The organism is Curtobacterium sp. L6-1, assembly GCF_018885305.1.
In the GTDB taxonomy this organism is placed as follows: Bacteria; Actinomycetota; Actinomycetes; order Actinomycetales; family Microbacteriaceae; genus Curtobacterium; species Curtobacterium aetherium.
The window spans coordinates 2132853-2152546 of the sequence record NZ_CP076544.1; the positions used below are offsets into that span (position 1 = coordinate 2132853).

The 19694-nt window shown below is 72.6% G+C and carries 15 protein-coding genes; 6 read left to right on the forward strand and 9 right to left on the reverse strand.

Features of this window, described 5'->3' with window-relative positions:
* The first annotated feature begins 169 nt into the window (after positions 1-169).
* Positions 170-1207, forward strand: a complete 1038-nt coding sequence (locus KM842_RS09715) for a zinc-binding alcohol dehydrogenase family protein (RefSeq protein WP_216257904.1) — start codon at positions 170-172, stop codon at positions 1205-1207.
* 11 nt (positions 1208-1218) lie between these two features.
* On the opposite strand, the gene KM842_RS09720 is transcribed toward KM842_RS09715, so the two are convergent.
* Positions 1219-1767: an MmyB family transcriptional regulator gene (locus KM842_RS09720; RefSeq protein WP_216257905.1), complete on the reverse strand. Its 549-nt coding sequence runs from the start codon at positions 1765-1767 to the stop codon at positions 1219-1221.
* A gap of 172 nt (positions 1768-1939) precedes the next feature.
* Here KM842_RS09720 and KM842_RS09725 point away from each other — a divergent pair, with 172 nt between their 5' ends.
* Complete coding sequence (locus KM842_RS09725) at positions 1940-2785, forward strand: helix-turn-helix domain-containing protein (protein ID WP_253206072.1); 846 nt, start codon at positions 1940-1942, stop codon at positions 2783-2785.
* 24 nt (positions 2786-2809) lie between these two features.
* Here the strand turns inward: KM842_RS09725 and KM842_RS09730 are convergent, their stop codons facing one another.
* The 4 genes from KM842_RS09730 to KM842_RS09745 all read right to left on the reverse strand — a co-directional run bounded on the left by KM842_RS09730 (position 2810) and on the right by KM842_RS09745 (position 9948).
* Positions 2810-5542 (reverse strand): ATP-binding protein, encoded by a 2733-nt coding sequence (locus KM842_RS09730; RefSeq protein WP_216257909.1) that lies wholly within the window; start codon positions 5540-5542, stop codon positions 2810-2812.
* A gap of 42 nt (positions 5543-5584) precedes the next feature.
* Positions 5585-6823 (reverse strand): FtsX-like permease family protein, encoded by a 1239-nt coding sequence (locus KM842_RS09735; RefSeq protein ID WP_216257911.1) that lies wholly within the window; start codon positions 6821-6823, stop codon positions 5585-5587.
* Positions 6824-6906: 83 nt separating this feature from the next.
* Positions 6907-7656, reverse strand: a complete 750-nt coding sequence (locus tag KM842_RS09740; protein ID WP_216257913.1) for an ABC transporter ATP-binding protein — start codon at positions 7654-7656, stop codon at positions 6907-6909.
* 9 nt (positions 7657-7665) lie between these two features.
* Entirely contained in the window at positions 7666-9948 is a 2283-nt protein-coding gene (locus KM842_RS09745) for a helix-turn-helix domain-containing protein (RefSeq protein WP_216257915.1), read from the reverse strand.
* A gap of 122 nt (positions 9949-10070) precedes the next feature.
* Here KM842_RS09745 and KM842_RS09750 point away from each other — a divergent pair, with 122 nt between their 5' ends.
* Positions 10071-10913 (forward strand): helix-turn-helix domain-containing protein, encoded by an 843-nt coding sequence (locus KM842_RS09750; protein WP_216257918.1) that lies wholly within the window; start codon positions 10071-10073, stop codon positions 10911-10913.
* 40 nt (positions 10914-10953) lie between these two features.
* On the opposite strand, the gene KM842_RS09755 is transcribed toward KM842_RS09750, so the two are convergent.
* On the reverse strand, positions 10954-13176 hold the full coding sequence (locus KM842_RS09755) for a helix-turn-helix domain-containing protein (RefSeq protein ID WP_216257920.1): 2223 nt from the start codon (positions 13174-13176) through the stop codon (positions 10954-10956).
* Between the two features lie 42 nt (positions 13177-13218).
* On the reverse strand, positions 13219-14562 hold the full coding sequence (locus KM842_RS09760) for an MBL fold metallo-hydrolase (RefSeq protein WP_216257921.1): 1344 nt from the start codon (positions 14560-14562) through the stop codon (positions 13219-13221).
* Between the two features lie 149 nt (positions 14563-14711).
* On the opposite strand from KM842_RS09760, the gene KM842_RS09765 reads away from it, so the two are divergent.
* A complete protein-coding gene (locus tag KM842_RS09765; RefSeq protein ID WP_216257922.1) occupies positions 14712-15542 on the forward strand; it encodes a helix-turn-helix domain-containing protein in 831 nt (276 codons plus the stop codon).
* 177 nt (positions 15543-15719) lie between these two features.
* Here KM842_RS09765 and KM842_RS09770 read toward each other — a convergent pair whose 3' ends face one another.
* Entirely contained in the window at positions 15720-16571 is an 852-nt protein-coding gene (locus KM842_RS09770) for an MBL fold metallo-hydrolase (protein WP_216257923.1), read from the reverse strand.
* Between KM842_RS09770 and KM842_RS09775 the strand changes: the two genes are divergently transcribed.
* Positions 16555-17256, forward strand: coding sequence for a TetR/AcrR family transcriptional regulator (locus KM842_RS09775; protein WP_216257924.1), 702 nt, complete (start codon positions 16555-16557; stop codon positions 17254-17256). The two genes, KM842_RS09770 and KM842_RS09775, sit on opposite strands and share 17 nt — an antisense overlap.
* Before the next feature lie 149 nt (positions 17257-17405).
* Positions 17406-18743 (forward strand): hypothetical protein, encoded by a 1338-nt coding sequence (locus KM842_RS09780; RefSeq protein ID WP_216257925.1) that lies wholly within the window; start codon positions 17406-17408, stop codon positions 18741-18743.
* Here the strand turns inward: KM842_RS09780 and KM842_RS09785 are convergent.
* Positions 18736-19551, reverse strand: coding sequence for a helix-turn-helix transcriptional regulator (locus KM842_RS09785; RefSeq protein ID WP_253206073.1), 816 nt, complete (start codon positions 19549-19551; stop codon positions 18736-18738). The two genes, KM842_RS09780 and KM842_RS09785, sit on opposite strands and share 8 nt — an antisense overlap.
* Positions 19552-19694 lie beyond the last annotated feature (143 nt).

Here is a 19694-nt window from a genome sequence, read left to right on the forward strand (position 1 = left end):
ACCCCGGCACGTGTCCCCGCGAGGAGCATCCCCTCCAGGGTCATGCAGAACCGAGGATGTCCCCGACGGAGCCACGCTGCCCGGCGGTGCGAGGTCCTACCGTGCGTCGTGGAGGCGATCCGCGCCTCCACGGAGACCACCTGTCGACCGCGTACCAACGGAGGAACCCATGACCGTCACCGATCCGAGCAACCGGAGTCACCGGACCGCACCGACCACAACCCGTGCGTTCCTCGCGCAGGCGGGCAGGTCCGTCCGCGACGACGATGCGTTCGTCACCCGCGAGGTGCCGCTCGCCCCGCTGCGTCCGCACGACCTCCTCGTCCGCGTCGAGGCCGTGTCCGTCAACCCGGTCGACACGAAGAGCCGCCACGGCCTCCGTTCGGGCACGAAGCAGCTCGGCTGGGACGCCTCCGGTGTCGTCGAGGCGGTCGGCCCCGCGGTGACCCGCTTCGACGTCGGCGATGCCGTCTGGTACGCCGGAGCACTCGACCGCCCCGGGACCAACGCCGAACTCCACGTCGTCGACGCGCGGATCGTCGGGCGCCGACCCGCGTCGCTCGACCACGCCGAGGCCGCGGCACTCCCGCTCACCGGCATCACGGCATGGGAGACGCTGTTCGAGCGGTTCCGTCTGACGGAGCAGAGCACCGGCACGCTGCTCGTCGTCGGAGCCCCCGGAGGAGTCGGCTCGGTGCTCGTGCAGCTGGCGAAGGCGCGCACCGGACTGACGGTGGTCGGCACGGCCGGACGTCCTGAAAGCCGCGAGTGGGTGACCGCCATGGGCGCGGACCACGTGGTCGACCACCGGGACCTGGTGCGGAACGTCCGGGCGGTGGCGCCCGAGGGTGTGCAGTACGTCTTCACCGCGCACTCGGCCGGGAACGTGCAGGCCTTCGCGGACCTGGTGCAGCCGTTCGGCGAGATCACCGCGATCGACGACCCGCGCGGCATCGACCTGTACCCGCTCAAGCGGAAGTCCATCGCCTGGCACTGGGAGCTCATGTTCACCCGGTCGTCGTTCAGCACACCGGACATGGCCGAGCAAGGGCGCCTGCTCGATGCGCTCGCGGACCTCGTCGACGCCGGCCGCGTGCGATCCACCGTGACCTCGCTCGTGCAGGGGTTCGACGCCGCAGGCCTGCGCGAGGCGCACCGCCAGGTCGCCGACGGGACGGCCATCGGCAAGGTCGTGGTCGCGCGCTGACGACGGTCGCCTCAGTCGGGCAGCGAGTCGGCGAGGCGCCCGAGACGCCCCGCCGACTCCTCGTCCGCACCGCGCCACAGCAGCAGGGTGTCACCGTCCGGACCGGGGACGGCGAAGCGGTGGTACGCGAGCACGAGGTGACCGACCAGGGGGTTGTCGAAGCCGACGACGCCGTTCGGTCCGGCGTCGCCCGGCTCGGCCCAGAGCCGGGCGAAGTCGGCGCTGCGTGCGGCGAGCTCACCGACCAGCTCGACGAAGCCCTGGTCCTCCTCGTGCTCGTCGAGCAGCCGTCGGAGCTCCGTTGCGAGCCTGGTCCCGACCGGTGTCGCGTCGGCTGGACCCGGCGCGGCCCGGAACAGCGGAGCACCGTCGGGTTGCAGGAAGGCCGCACGTGCCAGGTTGGCGCCGGGGCGGAACGACGGGTGGACGGCGTGCACCAGCGGGTTGGCGACACGGACGGTCAGGTGCCGGTCGTAGACGGCTGCCGGGACGGTCCGCCAGGGCAGGACCAGTCTGCCGAGCAGTGCCCGCCGGAAGTCGACCTCGTCGTCCGTGCTCACCTTCCGGAGCGTACGGGCGAGCCCGCACGGGGAACGTGTCCCCGGCGGGGACACCATCCGATGGGCAGGGATGTGGTCATTCGACGGATGCTGCGGACGTCGTGGGGACGCCATCGTGGAGACACGATCCCGGCACGTTCCCGGGACGGCCTGCTCCGACCCGGGAGGTACCGTGACCGCTCCGTCTGCACACCTCGGCGACTACCTCCGGGCCCGGCGCGCGCTCGTCCGGCCCACCGACGTCGCCATCATCTCCTCCCGGACCCGACGGGTACCGGGTCTCCGTCGCAGCGAGGTCGCGCAGCTCGCGGGCATCAGCCAGGAGTACTACCTCCGCCTCGAACAGGGGCGCGACCGCCGACCGTCCCACCAGGTGCTCGCCGCGATCGGAAGGGCCCTCCTGCTCGACCCCGTGGCGGTCGAGCACATGCACCGGCTCGCGGAGCTCGACGAGCACGACGCCCCGTACGCCGTGCCCGCGAAGGCCGCGGTGGTCGACGGGCTGACCGATCTGGTCGACGGGCTGACGGACCTGCCGGCGCTCGTCATCAGCGCCGACCAGGACGTCCTCGCAGCGAACCCGCTCGCACGGCTGGTCCGCCCCCGGCTCCAGCCCGGGAGCAACGTCCTGTTCGAGCTCTTCTCGTCGCACGGGCGCGCGGATGCCGTCGCCTGGGCAGACGACGCCCGCCGCGCGGTCGCCAACCTGCGCTTCCACGGCGACCCGAGGAGCACGCGCTACCAGGAGGTCGTCGGCACGCTCGCGATCCGCGACGACACGTTCCGCACCCTGTGGGCCCGCCACGACGTCGAGCGACAGGTGGTCTGGCCCGCGCAGATCCGGGTCGGCACACTCGGTGCCGTCGACTTCGTGTGCCACTCACTCGCCGTGCCGGGTCCCAGCGGGCAGTCGCTCGTCACGCTGACCGCGAAGGCCGGCAGCGCGGGCGCCCGACTCCTGCAGCACGCCCGGAGGCGCTCGGCAGCGGCGCCGGGCCCTGCCGCCGCCGTCGCGTGACCCGGCGGTGACCGGGCACGGGACTCAGTCCGGTGCGTCCGCGGGTGCGAGGACGCCGACGAGCTGGGAGCGGCGGCTGATCCCGAGTTTCGTGAACGCGCGAGACAGATGGGCGGCGACCGTCCGGTGGGACAGGTACACCTCGTCGGCGATCTGCTTGTTGGTCCGGCCGGTCGAGGCCATGCGGGAGACGAGGAGTTCCTGCGGCGTGAGCAGGTCGTCCGCCGTCTCGCGCGCCACATCGCGTTCCGCGACACCACCGGCCGCGCGGAGCTCGGTGCGCGCGCGTGCTGCCCACGAGCGGGCGCCGACACCGTCGAACAGCCGGACTGCCTGCGCGAGCTGCTCACGGGCGTCGACGATCCGCCGGACGCGTCGGAGCCGTTCGCCCAGATGGAGCCGTGCCACGGCCAGGTCGAACGGCATCGTGCTCGGTGATCCGAGCTCGACCGCTGACGAGAGGTGCTCGAGCGCTTCGGCGTCGTCGACCGCCAGCAGTCCCCTGGATCGCGCCACGAGCAGCCGCAGGTGCGAGGAACCGGTGACCTCCGCGACCTGTTCCGCCTCGTCGAGCCACTCGAGCACCGGTGATGCGTCCCCGGTGCGGATCGCTGCCTCGACGAGGTCCGCTCCGGACCACATCGCGACCGGACGGTTGACGGAGGTCCGGGCGAGGTGCGCGAGTGCGTCGTCGTGGCGCCCCTCGTCCGCCGCGATCAGCGCCGCTGCCCACGCCGCAGTGGCGACGATGCGAGCGAACCCCTGCGCGACGGGGATGCGCGTCAGCGCGTCCAGACGCGCGCGGGCTCCCTCACGGTCGCCTGCTCGTGCGAGCGCTCGAGCAGCCTCGGCGAGCGCCATCCCGGTGACCACGGGAAGCTCCAACTCCTCGCTCAGCCGTGCCGATCGGTCGGCATCGGCCAATCCGTCCGTCAGGTGTCCCGCGGTGGTCCGCGGGCTCGCCCGGCCGCAGAGCGCGGTGGCCTCGTCGCTCGTCCGCGCGGCGTCGTGGAACAGGCGGGCGCCTGCTGTCCAGCACCGGTCCGAGAGCGCCATGTCGCCGGCTTCCTCGGCAGCGAAAGCGAGACAGTTGATGATGACGCCGTCGGTCGCCTGGGCGCGGTCCAGGAAGCGGTCGACGGTCGCGTCGTTCAGCGGCCGCCCGGTCCGCACGAGCGCCAGGGTGACGTCTGCGAGGACCGCCGTGTCCCGGTCCTCGTGCTCCTGAGCAGCGCGTTCGACGGTCGAGGCGACCAGCTCCCGGACACCGTCCGGTTCCTGGTGGATGTAGCACTTGGCGGCTGCCCACAACAGGACCTCCGCACGCTCGCTGGCCTCGGACCGGGTGCCGGCGAAGGCCACCAGCTCTGCGGCCCCCCGACCTCGGTGGTCCGCGGTCATGCTCAGCATCCACTCCGCCCGCGCGAAGCGGTGTTGCGTCCGGGCATCCGAGAGCTCCGCGAGCGGCTCCGCGCGGCGCAGGAGCACGGACGCGTCATCGGAGGCGCCCGCACGCCGGGCCGCCTCCGCGGCCTCCACGAGTCGGTTCGCCTGGTGCGTGGGGTCGGGCGAGAGGTCCGCGGCGCGTTGCCACGCGGTCGCGGCTTCTGCCGGCGCGCCGTGCCGGAGGGCAGTCTCCGCGACGCGGTCGAGGTCCGCGGCGACGGATTCGTCGAGGCCGACGGTCGCTGCGGCGCGGTGGAGAGCGCGACGGTCCGGGGCACGGACCGCGGTGGCGAGGACGTCGTGGGCAGCGCGGCGTCGGAGGGGATCCGCCGCGTCGTAGTGTGCCGAGGCGACCAAGGGGTGTCGCGGGACGATGCGGTCACCGTCACGCCGGACGAAGCCCTCCCGTTCCAGGGTCGCCAGGTCCGCGGCACCGAGGCCTGCCGCCGCCACGGCTTCCTCGAGTTCCCGGACCGTGGCGCCTTCTCCTGCTGCGACGAGGAGCAGCGCCTCCTGAGCGTCCTGCGGGAGGAGGCGGACGCCGTCGAGGAAGCTCCTCTCGAGACGTGCGGACATCCGGTCGGTGGTCCGTGATCGAGTCGCACCTGCGTCGGCGGCGGAGAACTCGAGCAGGGCCAGGGGGTTGCCGTACGCCTCGCGTCGGACGCGCGAACGTTTCCGGTCCGGCAGGTGCCCGGCCACGTCCGAGAGCAGCTGCGCAGCGGCGACGTCGTCGAGCGGTCCCAGACGGACCACGGTCGGGAACGCGTCTGCCGGATCGGACACCTGCCCACCTGTCCTGGAGGTGGCGACGAGCAGGACGCGGAGAGCCGTCAGCCGTGGGGCTGCGAACAGCAGCGCGTGGACCGACGTCCGGTCCATCCAGTGCAGGTCGTCGAGGAGGAGCACCACCGTGCCGTGCGTGCACGCTTCCTCCAGGAGCCCGAGGACGGCGACGCCGAGCACGAGGCGGTCCGGCGTCGGACCGGTCCGCCGACCGAAGGCGACGTCGAGGGCGGACGCCTGTCGTCCCGGGAGCGCGTCGATGTACGCCGTGAGGGGGTTGAGCAGCTCGTGCAGCGCCCCGAACGCCACGTCGGTCGCGCTCCGGACACCTCGCGCCCGCAGGACGAAGCGTGCATGGTCTCCAACGACCGCGGCCGTGTCCGACAGGAGGGCGGTCTTCCCGATGCCGGGCTCCCCCTCGATGAGGACCGCGCTGCCCAGACCGGCACGCGCCTCGTCGAACGCGTTCGCGATCAGCCGGGCCTCGGCGTCGCGGCCGACCAGTCGATGGATGTGTTCCGACACCTGCTGAGTTTACGTCGGGTCCGGCCGGACGGGCGGGATGGCTCACGCCCGGACAGGAACGCGACGACGACGGGCGGGGAGCGCCGGCAGCACCGAGGAGACGACCACGAGCGCCGTCGAGAACACGCCCACGGCACCGAGCAGCACGACGGGGAAGACCGGCCGCGCACCGGGGTGCCCGCCGACGAGCACCGCCCACTCTGCGGTGACCGCGACGCCGACCACCGCCGCGGCGATCAGCGTCCCAGTGACCCCGAGGATGAGCCCCTCGAGCGCCGCGACCCCGACCGGCAGGCCGGGCGAGGCGCCGACAGCCCTGAGCTGATCGCGTTCCCGGGCACGGTCCCGAGCGGCCATCGCCGCGGTGGCCGCTGCCCCGATCGCCGCCAGGAGCACCGGGGCGCTGAGGACGAGCACCGTCGCCCCGACTCCGCCGGGCGCGTCGGCACCGACGGCACTCGCCGCGGTCCGCTGCCCGCCGACCAGTCCCGCCGGCAGTCCGACCGCCACCAGCAGAGCGGCGAGCGTCGTGTCGCTCCGGGACGACGACCAGCGCACCGCCGCGCGCGCCAGCCCGAAGGCCACAGAAGTGCTGGCAGGCACGAGCGCGGTCCAGAGCCGCACGGCGGGTGCGCCGACGGTCCGGCCCAGCACGGCGACCGCCGCGACCAGCACCGGGCCGATCAGGAGCGCGGGCGCGGCTCCGTCTGGCACCGACGCAGGCAGCCCGGCGAGCATGCTCCCGGCGAGCGCCACGAGCAGGACGACGACCGTCGCTCGCACGGCGACCGACCGGCGGCCCACCGGCGCGTTCCGGAGCACCGCCGACGGCGAGGTGGCTGCTGCACGCCTGCTCCCTGATGCACCGGCGACGACCGCTGCTCCAGCCGTGACCACGACGACGACGATTGCTTCGACCCAGGACGCCGCCACTCGGACGTCCGCGAGCCCGTTCGAGTCGAGGAGTGCCGCGGACACCGCCGGCGGCACGACGACCGCTGCGGCGGCTGCGCCTGCCACCGCGCCGGTCGTCGACACCAGGGCCGTCTGCAGGAGCATCGTCCACCGGACGCCGCGAGGCGTGACGCCAGCGAGTTGCCAGAGGCCGTACGTCCGGACGAGGAGCGCCGCTGTGAGCCGGACGACCGCCGAGACGACCACCAGGACGGCGATGAGTGCGAACGCCGCCGTCGTGCCTGCGATGGACAGCAACGCGAGGCCCCGCACGTCCGGTGTCTGCAGCCCGCCCACGACGAGCGTGCCCGGGACGGATCCGGCCACGGCGGCGACCGCACAGACCGCGAACAACCCACACCACACCCGCCACGAGGACCGGAGGTCGGCCGCAGCCAGCTGCGCGACGATCACGTCAGGGCCGCCGCGTGCTCGACCGCCGTGAACAGGCCGTCCACGTCCGGACGGACCAGCTCCGCGTGCACGAGACCGTCGCGCAGGACCAGGGCACGGTCGGCACGAGCCGCTGCCGCGAGGTCGTGCGTGACCATGACGACGGACCGATCGCCGGCCGCGGTCCCACGCAGCAGGTCGAGCACCCGTGCACCCGCGACGGTGTCGAGCGCCCCCGTCGGTTCGTCAGCGAAGACGACCTCCGGACGGGCGACGAACGTGCGGGCGATCGCGACCCGCTGCTGTTGCCCTCCGGACATCGCGTCAGGCCGCTGGTCCGCCACGTCGAGTAGTCCCACGGCATCGAGTGCGGCGTCGACCGTCCGCCGGTCCGCTGGGCGCTTCGCCAGGCGTGCAGGCAACGCGACGTTCTCCCGAGCGGTCAAGGCGGGCAACAGGTTGTACGTCTGGAAGACGAACCCGACCCGTCCACGGCGGTACCGGGCGGAACGTTGCCGCGAGAGCCCGCGCAGGTCGACGCCGTCGAGCTCGACCACGCCGCGCACCGGCGTCTCGAGCCCGGACAGGCAGGCGAGGAGCGTGCTCTTCCCGGAGCCGCTCGGCCCCACGATGGCGAGCATCTCCCCACGCCGCACCTGCAGGGACACCCCGCGCAGGACCGCACGTCCCACTCCCGCGTGTGTCGGGTAGGCGTGCTCGATGTCGCGAGCTCGCACGATCGGCTGCTGGTCGGGGTCTGGCTGCACCGAGGCAGGCTAATCAGCCTCGGGCGTGCCCTGCCTGCCCCCGCCGGGGACACCCTGCGCTGCCACGTCGACTGCACGCGTCGACGGGTCCGGTGCGGCGGCCGTCGTCCTACGTGCTTGCGCGACCAGCTCACGGAGTTCGCCGAGGACGGCGAGCGCCTGCGCGTCGGCACGGTCCGCGTCGACCAGCGCGACCGCCCGCTCGGCGTCGGCCAGGGCCTCCGCGACGGAGCCGGACCCGAGCAGCGCCTCGGCACGCTGCCGCAGGGCGCGGGCGGCACCGGTGTCCCAGGGCATCCCCGCCGCGATGGCGAGCCCGGTGTCCGCGGCGTCGCGCGCTTCGGCCCACCTCCCGAGAGCGTTCGCCGACTTCGCGATCTCCTCGAGCGCCACCACGCGGGTGAAGGCCATCCCGGGGTCGCCCTGCGGCGCCCGGTCCAGGTCGTCGAGGACCCCACGGAACGCGACGATCGCCTCGTCGTGGCGGCCGAGCAGGTGCAGCGCCGCGCCGGCCATCGACCGGCACTGGACGAGCGCGGCGTCGTCGCCGGCCCGGGTGTTCCCGTCGATGGCCGACTCGATGTGCGGCAGGGCGAGCAGCGGTTGCCGGAGTGCGAGGTACGCCCACGCGATGTGGTACTCGGCGTTCGCGCGCAACAGGTCGTCATCGACGGTGTCCGCTGCGGCGAGCCCGGCGGTGGCGAGTTCCAGCGCTCCGTCCCGATCGCCCCGCTCCATGAGCGCCGCCCAGGTCTGGAGGCCGAGGAGGCGGGACTCGGCTGCCCTGTCGTCGAGGCGTCGGGCGGCCTCCACCGCGTCACCGAAGAGCTCGCACCAGTGACCCCACGCCGGCCACAGGTTCGAGAACCACTGCAGCTCGCTGGCCGTGCGAGCGACGGCGGTGTGGTCCCCCGCATCGACGAGCGCCCGGAACGCCGGCCACCAGTGATCGACCTGCCCGACGATCCACCTCCGCGCCGCGTCCGGGGCGTCTGCTCCGTTCGTCGATGGCGCGCCCGGAGCGAAACGACCGGCGGCATCGGCCAACCTGCCGAGCACCGCACTGTGCAGCCGGGAGCGACGGGCGTCTCGTGCCGTCGCTCCGTCCTCCGTCACGAGCTGCACGCCGGCGAACGCACGCAGCAGGTCGTGCACGCGGTACCGGTTCCCGCCGCGGGGCTCGACGAGACCGAGGTCGACGAGGTCCTCGAGTGCGTCCTCCGCCGTTTCCGCTCCGAGTCCGAGCGCTGCACCGCCGGTCCACGCGTCGAAGGTCGTACCGTCGATCACCGCGAGGGACCGGAACACGCGCGCGGTCGACGCGGGCAGTGCCCGGTAGGAGACGGCGAAGGCCGCCTCGACCGAGCGGTCGCCGTGGTGGAGCGCCGCGAGCCGCTGCTCCTCGGTGACGATCGCACGGAGGAAACCGTCGAGGTCCGCTCCCGGGGCGGCCACTCGACTGCCGGCGATCCGCAACGCCAGCGGGACTCCCGCGCATCGCTCGGCGAGGGCGGACAGTGAAGGGTGTCCCGCGGCATCGGGGACGATGCGCTCGAGCAGGGCGAGGCCGTCCTGTTGCTCGAAGGGCGTCACCGTCACGCGGAGCCCGGCGTCGAGGCCGGCCAGCAACCTCCGTGCGGTGACGATGACCGGGGCCGCTGGGCCGCTCGCCTCCAGTACCGGTCGGACCTGCGCCTCGTCCGCTGCGTCGTCGAGCAGCACCGCGTGACCGTGCTCGTCACGGAGCGCCCGCCACCGAGACGCTGCCGCGTCGAACTCCGTCGGTGCGTCCTCCGTTCCGTCCGTGGCTATCGAGACGAGTCGTCGGACCACGTCGAGCGGGGACAGGGGCGACGCGGACTGCCCGCCGAGGTCCACGTGCAGCCACCTGCTGCCGCGCACGCGGAGCGCTTCCGCCGCCAGGGTGCTCTTCCCCACGCCGGGGCCGCCCGACACGACGACGACCGTGGTGTGGTCGTCGCCGAGTCGGTCGAGGATCCGGCGCAGCTCGTGCTCACGGCCGGTGAAGTCGTCGACGACGTCCGGCGCGGCGGACGTCGACGACGACTGCCGCCGACCGATGGCGAGGAGCGCGTTCCGGTCGGTGGGACCGGCTCCCAGTGCCGTCGCGATCGCCTCGAGCGTGGCGCGCTGCGGGCGACGTGCCACGCCGCGCTCGATGTCACCGATCGTCCGGACGCCGACCTCGGCCCGGCTCGCGAGGTCCGCGAGGGTCAGGCCGACCTCAACGCGCAGGCGCCGGAGGACCGCTCCGTCGGTTCGTCCGGACACGGTCTCCTCGATTCCTGCCTGCGTTCTGCATGGTGCGGACGCTGGCCGACTGGTGGGCTGGTGCTCGTCATCATGCAGCACCACGGACCGGTGCCGCACCGCCGACGAGAGGGACCACCGCCATGCCGACCACCGGGACACCGCTGGGTGAGTACCTCCGTGCTCGTCGAGCCCTCGTGCAGCCGACCGACGTCGGGATCGTCTCGCTGACGTCGCGTCGTGTCCTGGGCCTCCGTCGCGACGAGGTGGCGCAGCGCGCCGGGATCAGCCAGGAGTACTACCTGCGCCTCGAGCAGGGGCGGGACCGCCAGCCGTCGGACCAGGTGCTGCACGCACTCGGCCGCGCACTGCGGTTGGACCCGGCCGCGGTCGACCACATGCGCCGCCTGGTGCGCATCCAGACCGGTGGACTCCCTACCGACGCCCCCGCGCCTCCCGGGTCGGTCCTCGCAGCGTTGGCCGGCCTGCTCGACCAGTGGACCGGCACCCCGGCCTACATCATGGACGGCAACCAGGACGTGCTCGTCGTGAACCCGCTCGCACGGGCGATGACGGGTGGCGGCCTGCGTCCCGGGGTGAACCTGCCCCTCGCCGTGTTCTCGCCGTCCGCCCGGGTCACGATGCAGGACTGGCCGCAGGCAGCTGAACGTACGGCCGCCACGCTGCGGTACGGGAGCGACCCGCGGGACCGCCGCCTGCAGGAGATCGTGGGCACCCTGTCGGTCCGTGACGCGGAATTCCGACGTCTCTGGGCCCGGCACGACGCCCGCCCCTACCTGAACGGTGCGATCGACCAGGAGGTGCACGGGCACGGGCTCGTCACCCTGCGTTGTCAGACGCTCGAGGTGCCCGGTCCTCGGCGGCACGTGCTGACGGCCTTCCACGCTCCCGTCGGCTCGCCCGCGGCAGAGGTGCTCGCGGCGCTACGGGACGACGTGACCGTGCGGCGGACCGTGACGGTGTGACCTCACTGCCCGCCGTCGCTTCGTCGCTCGCGTTCCCCCGTCACCCGGGCGGCCCCGTGAGGTCGTCGCGCAGCATGGCGAGCTCGCGCTGCAGGGCGTCCAGGCGTGCGGGACGGACCCGCGCCGGCATCGCCTCCAGGGCGCGTTCGACGTCGCGGAGTGCCTCGTGCCGTCGCCCGAGCTCCGTCAGGGCCGCCGCCCGTGTGCGCAGCAGCAGCCCGAGCGACGTCCCGGTGTCGAGTGGGACCGCGCCGAGCCCCGCATCGAGGACGGCGAGCGCTTCATCGGCGGCTCCCGCCGCGAGGAGCGACGTGGCGAGTTCGGCACGTGCGAGGGCCTGGGCGTAGCGGACGCGCTCGTCCACGGGGTCGACGCCGGCGACGATGCCCTGCACCGTTGCACGGAGCGCGACGACCGACTCGGCGTGCCGCCCCTGCGCCCGGAGCACGAGGCCGAGGAGGCCGCGCGCCTGGTGGAGGAAGACCGGGTCCGGGTCGGCCTCGAAGCCCGCGACTGCAGCCCGCACGTGGCCCTCGGCACGTTCCACCTCCCCGAGCTCCAGCGCAGCCCACGCAGCGTGGTAGTGCCCCCAGGCAACCAGGTGCGCCGCGCCGGAACGCTCGGCCGCAGCCAGGGCATCCGCCGCGTGCCGCGCAGCGAGACGGTGATCGGCCCGCTCGATGTGAGCCGCCCACGCCAGGTGCCCGCTGATCTCGGAAGCAGCACCGTCGTCCCCGGTCGCACTCGCTGCGTCCTGCGCGAGGAGGTCCAGCTCGTACCACCTGCCCCAGTCGGGCCAGAGGTTCGCGACCCACTGCAGCACGCTCGTCAGGGTGAGCACGGTCTCGTGTCGTCCGTCGGCCGCCGCGCGCTGGAACGCCGGCCACCAGTGGTCGACCTCTGCGACGATCCAGTCCCGCGCCGCCTGCTGGTCGGCACCCGACCGTGAGAACGGGGCTCGCCCGGGGACGACGAACACCGACCCGGCCGTGAGCAACTGGTCGAGCAGCCACCGGTCCAGGCGAGCACGGACGGAGGCCTCGGCGACCGCGTCCTCTCGCAGGCGGTCGGACGCGAACAGCCGGATCAAGTCGTGCACGCGGTACCGGTCGGCACCGCGTTGTTCGACGAGACCGAGGTCGACGAGCTGTTCCAGCCGTTCCTCGGTCTCGAGCGGGTCGTCCCCGAGCGCTGCCGCGACCACCTGCGCGTCGAAGGTGACCCCGTCGAGTGCGGCGGTCGTGCGGAACACCGCGGACGTCTGCGGATCGAGGTCGTCGTGGGAGACCGCGATCGCGGCTGCCACCGACACGTCCCCCGCGACGAGCAGCGCCAACCGACGATCGGCCGAGCGCAGCCGGACGACCAGGTCCGCAGCAGTGGTCGCCGGACGACTCGCGATGCGGTTCGCCGCGACCCGGAGCGCGAGGGGGAACCCGTCGCACAGGGCGAGGAGTTCCGCCACCGAACGATCGTCGCGCTGTTCCGCCGGGATCACACGTTCGAGGAGCACGCGAGCGTCCTCGGCGTCGAGGACGTCGAGGACCACGCGTTCGGCGTCGAGTCCGGCGAGCGACCGGCGGGAGGTGGCGACGACGGTCGCTCGCCCCTCGACGAGGACAGGTCGCACCTGCTCCTCCCCCGACACGTTGTCGAGATGGACGAGCACGCGTTCGTCAGTGGCGATCTCGGCCCACCGCGCACGAGCGGCCACGAGCGTCCCTGGCGGGTCGCCGGGCTCGCACTGACGGAGCACCCGCTGCAGCACCTCCAGAGCGGTCGAGGCGGGGCGACCGTGCCCCGCGAGGTCGACGAAGACACGACGCCCCTCCCCGGCGACGTGGGCCAGCGCCTCGGTCACGAGCGCGGTCTTCCCGATGCCGGGAGGACCGGACACGACGACGACCCGGACGGGAGCTGCGGTGCCGGATGCCGAGGCAGCGTCCACGAGTCGGACGAGTCGGTGCAGCTCGACGCCGCGGCCGGTGAAGTCCGTCACGCGGGCCGGACGGAAGTCGGTCCGCCCGCCGTCCGGGCCGCTCGCGATCAGTGGTGCTCGGAGCCAGCGCCGCGCCGCGTCGTCGAGGGCGAGGCCCGACACCAACGCCTCGATCGTGCGGGGCTGGGGGTGGAGGCTCCTGCCGCGCTCGATGTCGCTGATGCCCCTGACGCTCACGCCGGACCGTTCAGACAGCGCCTCGAGCGTCATGCCGGCCGCGAGCCGCAGCGTCCGGAGCCGCGTTGCGAGTTCCGATCCGCCCACGACGTCCCTCCCGATCGGCGACAGCCTAGCGGGCGAGCGAAGTCAGTCGAGGGCGTCTTCGTCGCCGCCCGCCTGGATCGGCCCACCGGGGAGCAGGTCGGGGAACTGGGCGGGGACGATCGTCCGAGCGGGCGCGAACAACGCGACCGCCGATGCCTCCAGCGTCGAGCGGTTCCCGTGGTCCGGCCACCGGTCCGTCATGGTCGCGACGAAGGACTGTGGGTCCGCGCACGTGCCGAGCGCCATCTCGACGTCCTCGAGGTAGCGACGGAGGTCCGCGACCTGGGGGCCGGCGGCGTCCGACACCGCCTCGGGGTGGCGGTGGCCCGCGACGACCCAGGAGGGGCGCAGCGCCTCGACGACGTCGAGCGACCGCCACCACCGACGACGTGACGCCCGGTCGGTACCGACGAGCCACGGGTGCACACGGTTGTACACCAGGTCACCGCCGACCAGGGTGTCGAGGTCCCGGACGGATACGACGCTCGCGGGACGTCCGCCGACCTCGCCGAGGTCGAACAGCTGCAGCGCGTGCCCCTCCAGGTCGATGACACCGGCGGGGGCGGGGGTCGGGGCCGTGACCGTCGGCGGCAGACGTCCGGGGAACAACGTCTCCCACCGCGATCGCAACGCCGGGCGGGTGTGCGCCTGTGCCTGCTCGGCCACGTCGGCGACCGCGGTCGCGACGGCTCCCGGGAACGCCCGGAGCACCTGCCCGAGCCCGAAGAAGTGGTCCGCCTGGCCCTGCGTCACGACGACCGCGCGGAGGCGCTTGCCGGTCCTCCGGATCCACGCGACGAGGTCGTCGGCCTCGTCGACCGTCATGAGCGCGTCGACCAGGACCGCGTCGCGTTCGCCGGCGATGAGCGTCGCGGTCGTCGGCGACCACGTGGCAGGTCCGGTCCCGTCGAGACCGGTCCGCGCGATCGGACGGGAGCTCCCGAGCCAGACGTCCATCGTGAGCGGCGGCAGCACCCGGCCGCCAGCTGACTGCAGGCGTTCCGCGAGCCATCGCCCGACCTGCTCCCGGTCCGCCGCCGATCGGCGCGCGAGGCCCTCGGTGCTCCACGTGACGAGGCTGCCGTGCCCGTCCTGCGACACCCGGACGACGGCGTCGAGGTCGTCCTGGGCCGACCCGCCAGGAACCCGCGCACGGTACGCCAGGACGCCGTCGATGCTGTCGCCGCGCCGTTCTTCGACCACGCCGAGGTCCGCCGACGCACGGCGGACCCAACGGCTCTCGTCGGGCACGAGGACCTCCGACCACCCGCCGGGGCCGACATGTGCGTCGGAGAAGTCAACGAACCGCGACCACACCTCGCTCGGCGTCTGCTCGAAGCGAGCGGTGACGGTGACGTGCGCGCGTCGTACCGGTGGACTGTGCACGGCTCTCCCTCCGGACTCGCCAGACGGTACGGGGCCGCGTGATCGCGAGGGTGTCCCTGCTCGGGACAGTCGGCACGATCCGGCCCTGCAGCTGCGCGAGGATCGTCATGGGCACCACCACACCGGTGCCGACGAGGAGAGGACCAGGCGTGGGTACACCAGCGTCACCACTCGGCGAGTACCTCCGTGCACGCCGCGCTGCCACCAGCCCCGAGGACGTCGGCGTCCGGTCGCTGACGCGGCGCCGTGTCCCCGGGCTCCGCCGCGACGAGGTCGCCCGGCTCGCCGGCATCAGCCAGGAGTACTACCTCCGCCTCGAACAGGGACGCGACCGCACCCCGTCGGACCAGGTCCTCCAGGCCCTCGGGCGCGCGTTCCGCCTCGACGACGCAGGCAGGCAGCACATGGTGCGTCTGAGCACGGCGCAGCCCTCCGACATCGCCGCGGCCGAGGCAGCGGTGTCCACCGAAGCGATGGCCGCGATCCTCGACTCGTGGGCGAACACCCCCGCCTACATCATCAACTCCCGGCACGAGGTCGTGCTGTCGAACGCCCTCGCCAGGTGGGTCGTGCCCCTCGGTCTCGAGGTCGGCCGGAGCATCCCGGAGGTGGTCTTCACCTACCCGGAGGTGCGGGCACTGCCGACCTGGCAGGACCTCGCCGACCGCACAGCGCGCCGGATGCGCTTCTACGGCGACCCGTACGACGAGCGTCTCCACACGACGGCGGCCCGGCTCTGCGCGCTGGACCCGGTGTTCCGCGACCTGTGGGAGCGTCACGAGGTCGACCCGTACTACGACGGCGACGTCCGTCCGTTCATCGACGGGTACGGACAGGTCCCGCTCCGCCACCAGACCTTCGTCGTGCCGAACACCCCCGGCTACCTGCTCTGCGCGTACCACGCAGTCCCGGGATCGGCGAGCGCCGAGGCACTCGCGCACCTCGGTCGTCGCATCGCGAGCGAGACCGCGTACGCCTGACCAGCCGGTCATCGGACGGGAGGCGCGTGGCGGCGCCGCCACGCGCCTCCCGTCCGATGCTCGGTCCTCTCCTAGGGTCCGCTGCATCCGCCTGGTCCGCGCGGCCGTGGCCGCTCGCGAGACGGCCGCCGCCGGGACGATCTGGTCGTACCCGTGGGAGCCGCCCTGACCGCACGGTCAACGGGACAGGGCGTCGACCCACGTGTCGTCGGCGGTGATCCTGCCGAAGGTGGGGGCGGTGAGGTGCGCGGGAGCGATCACGATGTCCTCCGCCTTCGCGCGCGCGAAGAGGGCGGCACGGGCGGCACTGGCCCCGGTCCGGTCCACATCCGTCATGAAGTGGACGTCACGGTCCGCGAGCTGCACCGGGAGTTCGATGAGGTCGCCCGCGAAGACGATCCGCTGCCCCTGGGACTCGATCTCGATCGTCCGGTGTCCCGGCGTGTGACCGGGAGTGTGGGTTGCGGTGACGCCGGGCAGTAGTTCCTCCGAGGCGGGCGAGAAGGGCCGGAGTATCCCGGCTGCAGCCGCCGCGCGCATGAGGGGCCGGATTGGGTCGTTCTCAGGAGCTCCGTCCACGAGTGTGGGCCAGTCCTCGGCGCCGTAGTGGATCTCCGCGTTGGGCAAGAAGGGCGCACCGTCGTGCATGACCCATCCGACGTGGTCGAGGTGGAGGTGCGTGACGAACACCTTCGTGATCTCGTCCGGTGCCACGCCGACGGCCGCGAGGGAGTCGGGGAGCGACCCGGCTGCAGCCAGGTGGGTGGGAGGCGCGTCCAACCCGTTGAGCGTTGCGAGTTCGGGTGGGAACGGCATCGACATCACACCGGCGCCGGCGTCGATGAGGAATGTGCCCGTAGGTCCTTGCACGAGGTGTGCACCGATGCGGATCCGATGCGTCCCCGAAGCGTCGAGTAGTTGCGGGTACCGCGAGAACTCCGCGCCGGGATAGGCAGAGGGCGGGAGATGTGACTCACCGTCAACGAGAGCCGAGACGGTGTACTCACCGATCGTGATCGTGTCGGTCATGGGGATCTCCTTACATCGGGTGACTAGGTTTCAGTTAATGACACTATGGCAGTCAATGACCGTACTCTACGATGGCCGGATGCAGAAGGACGAAGCGCGACCCAAGGGAGTCCGAGAGCGGATGCGCGAGACGATCCGCGCGGAGCTGACCGACGCTGCCGTACGCCGCGTTCGTGAGGTCGGCTACGCCGCGACCACGGTCAGCGCGATCGCCGCCGCCGTCGGGGTGTCGGAGCGGACGTTCTTCCGCTACTTCCCGTCGAAGGAGGACGCCGTGCTGCAGGCGACCGAATCCCTCGGGTCCGCCGTTGCGGACGCACTCGCGAGTAGGCCAGCGGACGAGGGCGGGCTGCCAGCAGTCCGCGCTGCGTTCGACGTGGCTGTCAACTCCGTGCGGGCAGAGCCCGATCGATGGGCGCTCATCATCGGCTTGGGGCAGACGGAACCCGCTCTCCGCCGACGACATCTCCAGCAGCAAGACCTGTGGGTCGACGCGCTGGTTGCCGCCGCGCAACGACGAGCCGTTGACGGCGGAGGCGCGACCCCGAGCCGCTTGCAGTGCGGGGTGATGATGCTCGCGTGGGAGCGTGCGCTCGTCACCTGCTACGAGCGGAAGGACTTCAGCGGAGTCGGCGGAGAACTCGACGCGGCCGTCGTCGAGGTGCGCACCTTCATCAACGGGTGAACGAGCGCATCCCTCGCAGCGGTCGCGGCGTGGAGCGGCTGACGACGCACTCGATCGTGTCCCCGGCTGGGACACGTGCGCTCGGTCCGCCGCTCCGTACCGTGCTGGTGCTGGGAACGAGTCCCCGCACCGAACGCACGGGAGCGTACGTGGACGACGACACACACCTCGGTGACAGGGCCGCGCACGAGCAGGTACCGGAGCCGCCCGACGCGCTGCTCCGTCCGCTCGGAGCGCTCGAGCGGATGTACCACCGGTTCTCCGAACTACACCCGATGCAGTTCGTGGTCGCCGCGCACTTCCGCGGCACCGTCGACGCGACCGGGCTCCAGGACGCTCTGGCGACCCTGCAGCAGCACCACCCGTCGTTCGCCGCTCGAGTCGTGGAGTCAGAGTCGGGACCCGCGATCGCCACGACCGACGAACCGATCCCGGTCCGGACTGCAGCGCCCGGCACCGCCTGGGAAACGGAAGCAGCACGGGAACTCGCTGACGCGTTCACCCTGCGACCAGGTGCGCCGACCGTCCGCGCCGTGCTGATCGACGACGACGGGTCGGATCGTGGCGCCATGGTGCTGCTGACGTTCGTCCACTCCCTCGCGGACGGGCTCTCCGGTGCACTGCTCCTCGGTGACCTGGCTCGCGCGCTCAGCCACGAGGAGCTCGGGCCGCGGACGACATCGGAGTCCCGCGAGACCGCGCTGAAACGGGTGCCCGCCGTCGACGCCGTCGTCCGGCTCGGTCCCCCAGACGGTCCGCCTCCACTCGCCCACGAGGAACTGCGGGCCCTCCCGGTGTTCCGGCCGTTCGACGGCCGTCGACCGGCTGTGTACGCGCAGTCCCTCGACGAGACGACGACTGCCGAACTGCTGGGTGCGGCCCGCAGGCACGGGACGACGCTGCACGGCGCACTCATCGCCGCAGCTGGTGGCGCGGCGACCCGCACGCGAGGCATCGACTTCGTTCGGACGATGAGCCCGATCAGCTTGCTCCCGTTCGTCGGGACCGCGGATGGTCCAGGCGTCTTCATCGCTGTCGCCCGTACGGGAGGCCGTACCGGTTCCCGAGACTCCTTCTGGGCCGAGGCCCGCGATCACATCGCCGCGCTCGCCCCGGCGCGCAGTGCTGGCGGGGTCGGACGATCAGTGGCCGCCATCGGTGCTGCCATGGACGCCGGTGTGACCGCTGCCCGAGCCGAGGCGTTCATGGCACGTGGGGCGCTCGGTCTCGACGTGGTCGTGAGCAACCTCGGCGTGCTCCGCTTCCCGGTCGGCGGTGAGGTGCAGGTCGACGCCTTCTGGGGGCCGCTGGTGCTCACGCAGGTCGACGGGGAACAGATGCTCGGAGCGGCGACCACCGCAGGACGCCTCGCGCTGGTCGCCACGGGCTACGACATGTCGCCCAACTTCCTGCCGGCCGTCGTCACAGCACTCCGGGCTGCCATCGACGACGACGATGACGGGCGGGATCAGCCGTCGCTCACGTGAGTGACGACAACAGTGCGAGCTTGTCCGCGTCGGGTGTTCCCGGTGCAGCGTGGTACATCACGACGACCAGCCCGGCGCTGCCGACGACCGCGAGCTTCTCACGGTGGAGGGTCAGGTCACCGACCTGGCGGTTGTGGACGATCCCGCTCGGGCTACCGGTGACGCTGACGTCGTGTCTGGCCCAGAGCTGCCGGAAGCGTTCGCTCTTCATCGACAGCTCGCCGATCAGCGCCTGGAACTGCGGATCGTCCTCCTCAGCACCGGTGTCGGCGCGCAACTGCGCGACGACACTGGCCGTGTTCTGGTTCCAGTCCGGGTGCGACGTCCGGGCCTCCTCGTCGGTGAAGAGGGACACCAACCGGTTGGCGCCCACGATCAGGGTCGGTTCGAGCACGTTCGCCAGACGGTTCACCGCGAGGACGTCGCGGTAGCGGTTCATCACGAACGCCGGCACGTTCACCGTGTCGACGAGCATGCGGACACCATCCGGCACCCGCTCCGGCCGGCGACGTCGCAGCGGCCGGCGTTCCGGCCGGGAGCGAGCGAGTTCTGCGACGTGGGCACGGCTCTCCTCGTCCAGCTGCAACGCGGACGCGATCGCGTCGACCACCTGGTCGGACGGGTGCTGGTCGCGTCCCTGTTCGAGACGGAGGTAGTACTCACTGCTGATGCCCGCGAGCATCGCGACCTCCTCACGGCGCAGCCCCGGCACACGCCGACGCTCCCCCCGCTGGAGCCCGACGTCCTCGGGGCGGAGCAGCTCTCGACGGGCCCGGAGGAATTCGGCGAGGGGCTTGTGCGTGTCCACGAGCACGAGCGTACGCAGCGCGACGACGTCGCAGGCGGCTCATCCTGTCCCTCGCACTACTGGTGTGGGCACGGTCTTCCTGGTGACCGTCCACGGATCGAGCATGGCTGTCAGCGCCGGCCACACCGGTCGGTGCCCATCCC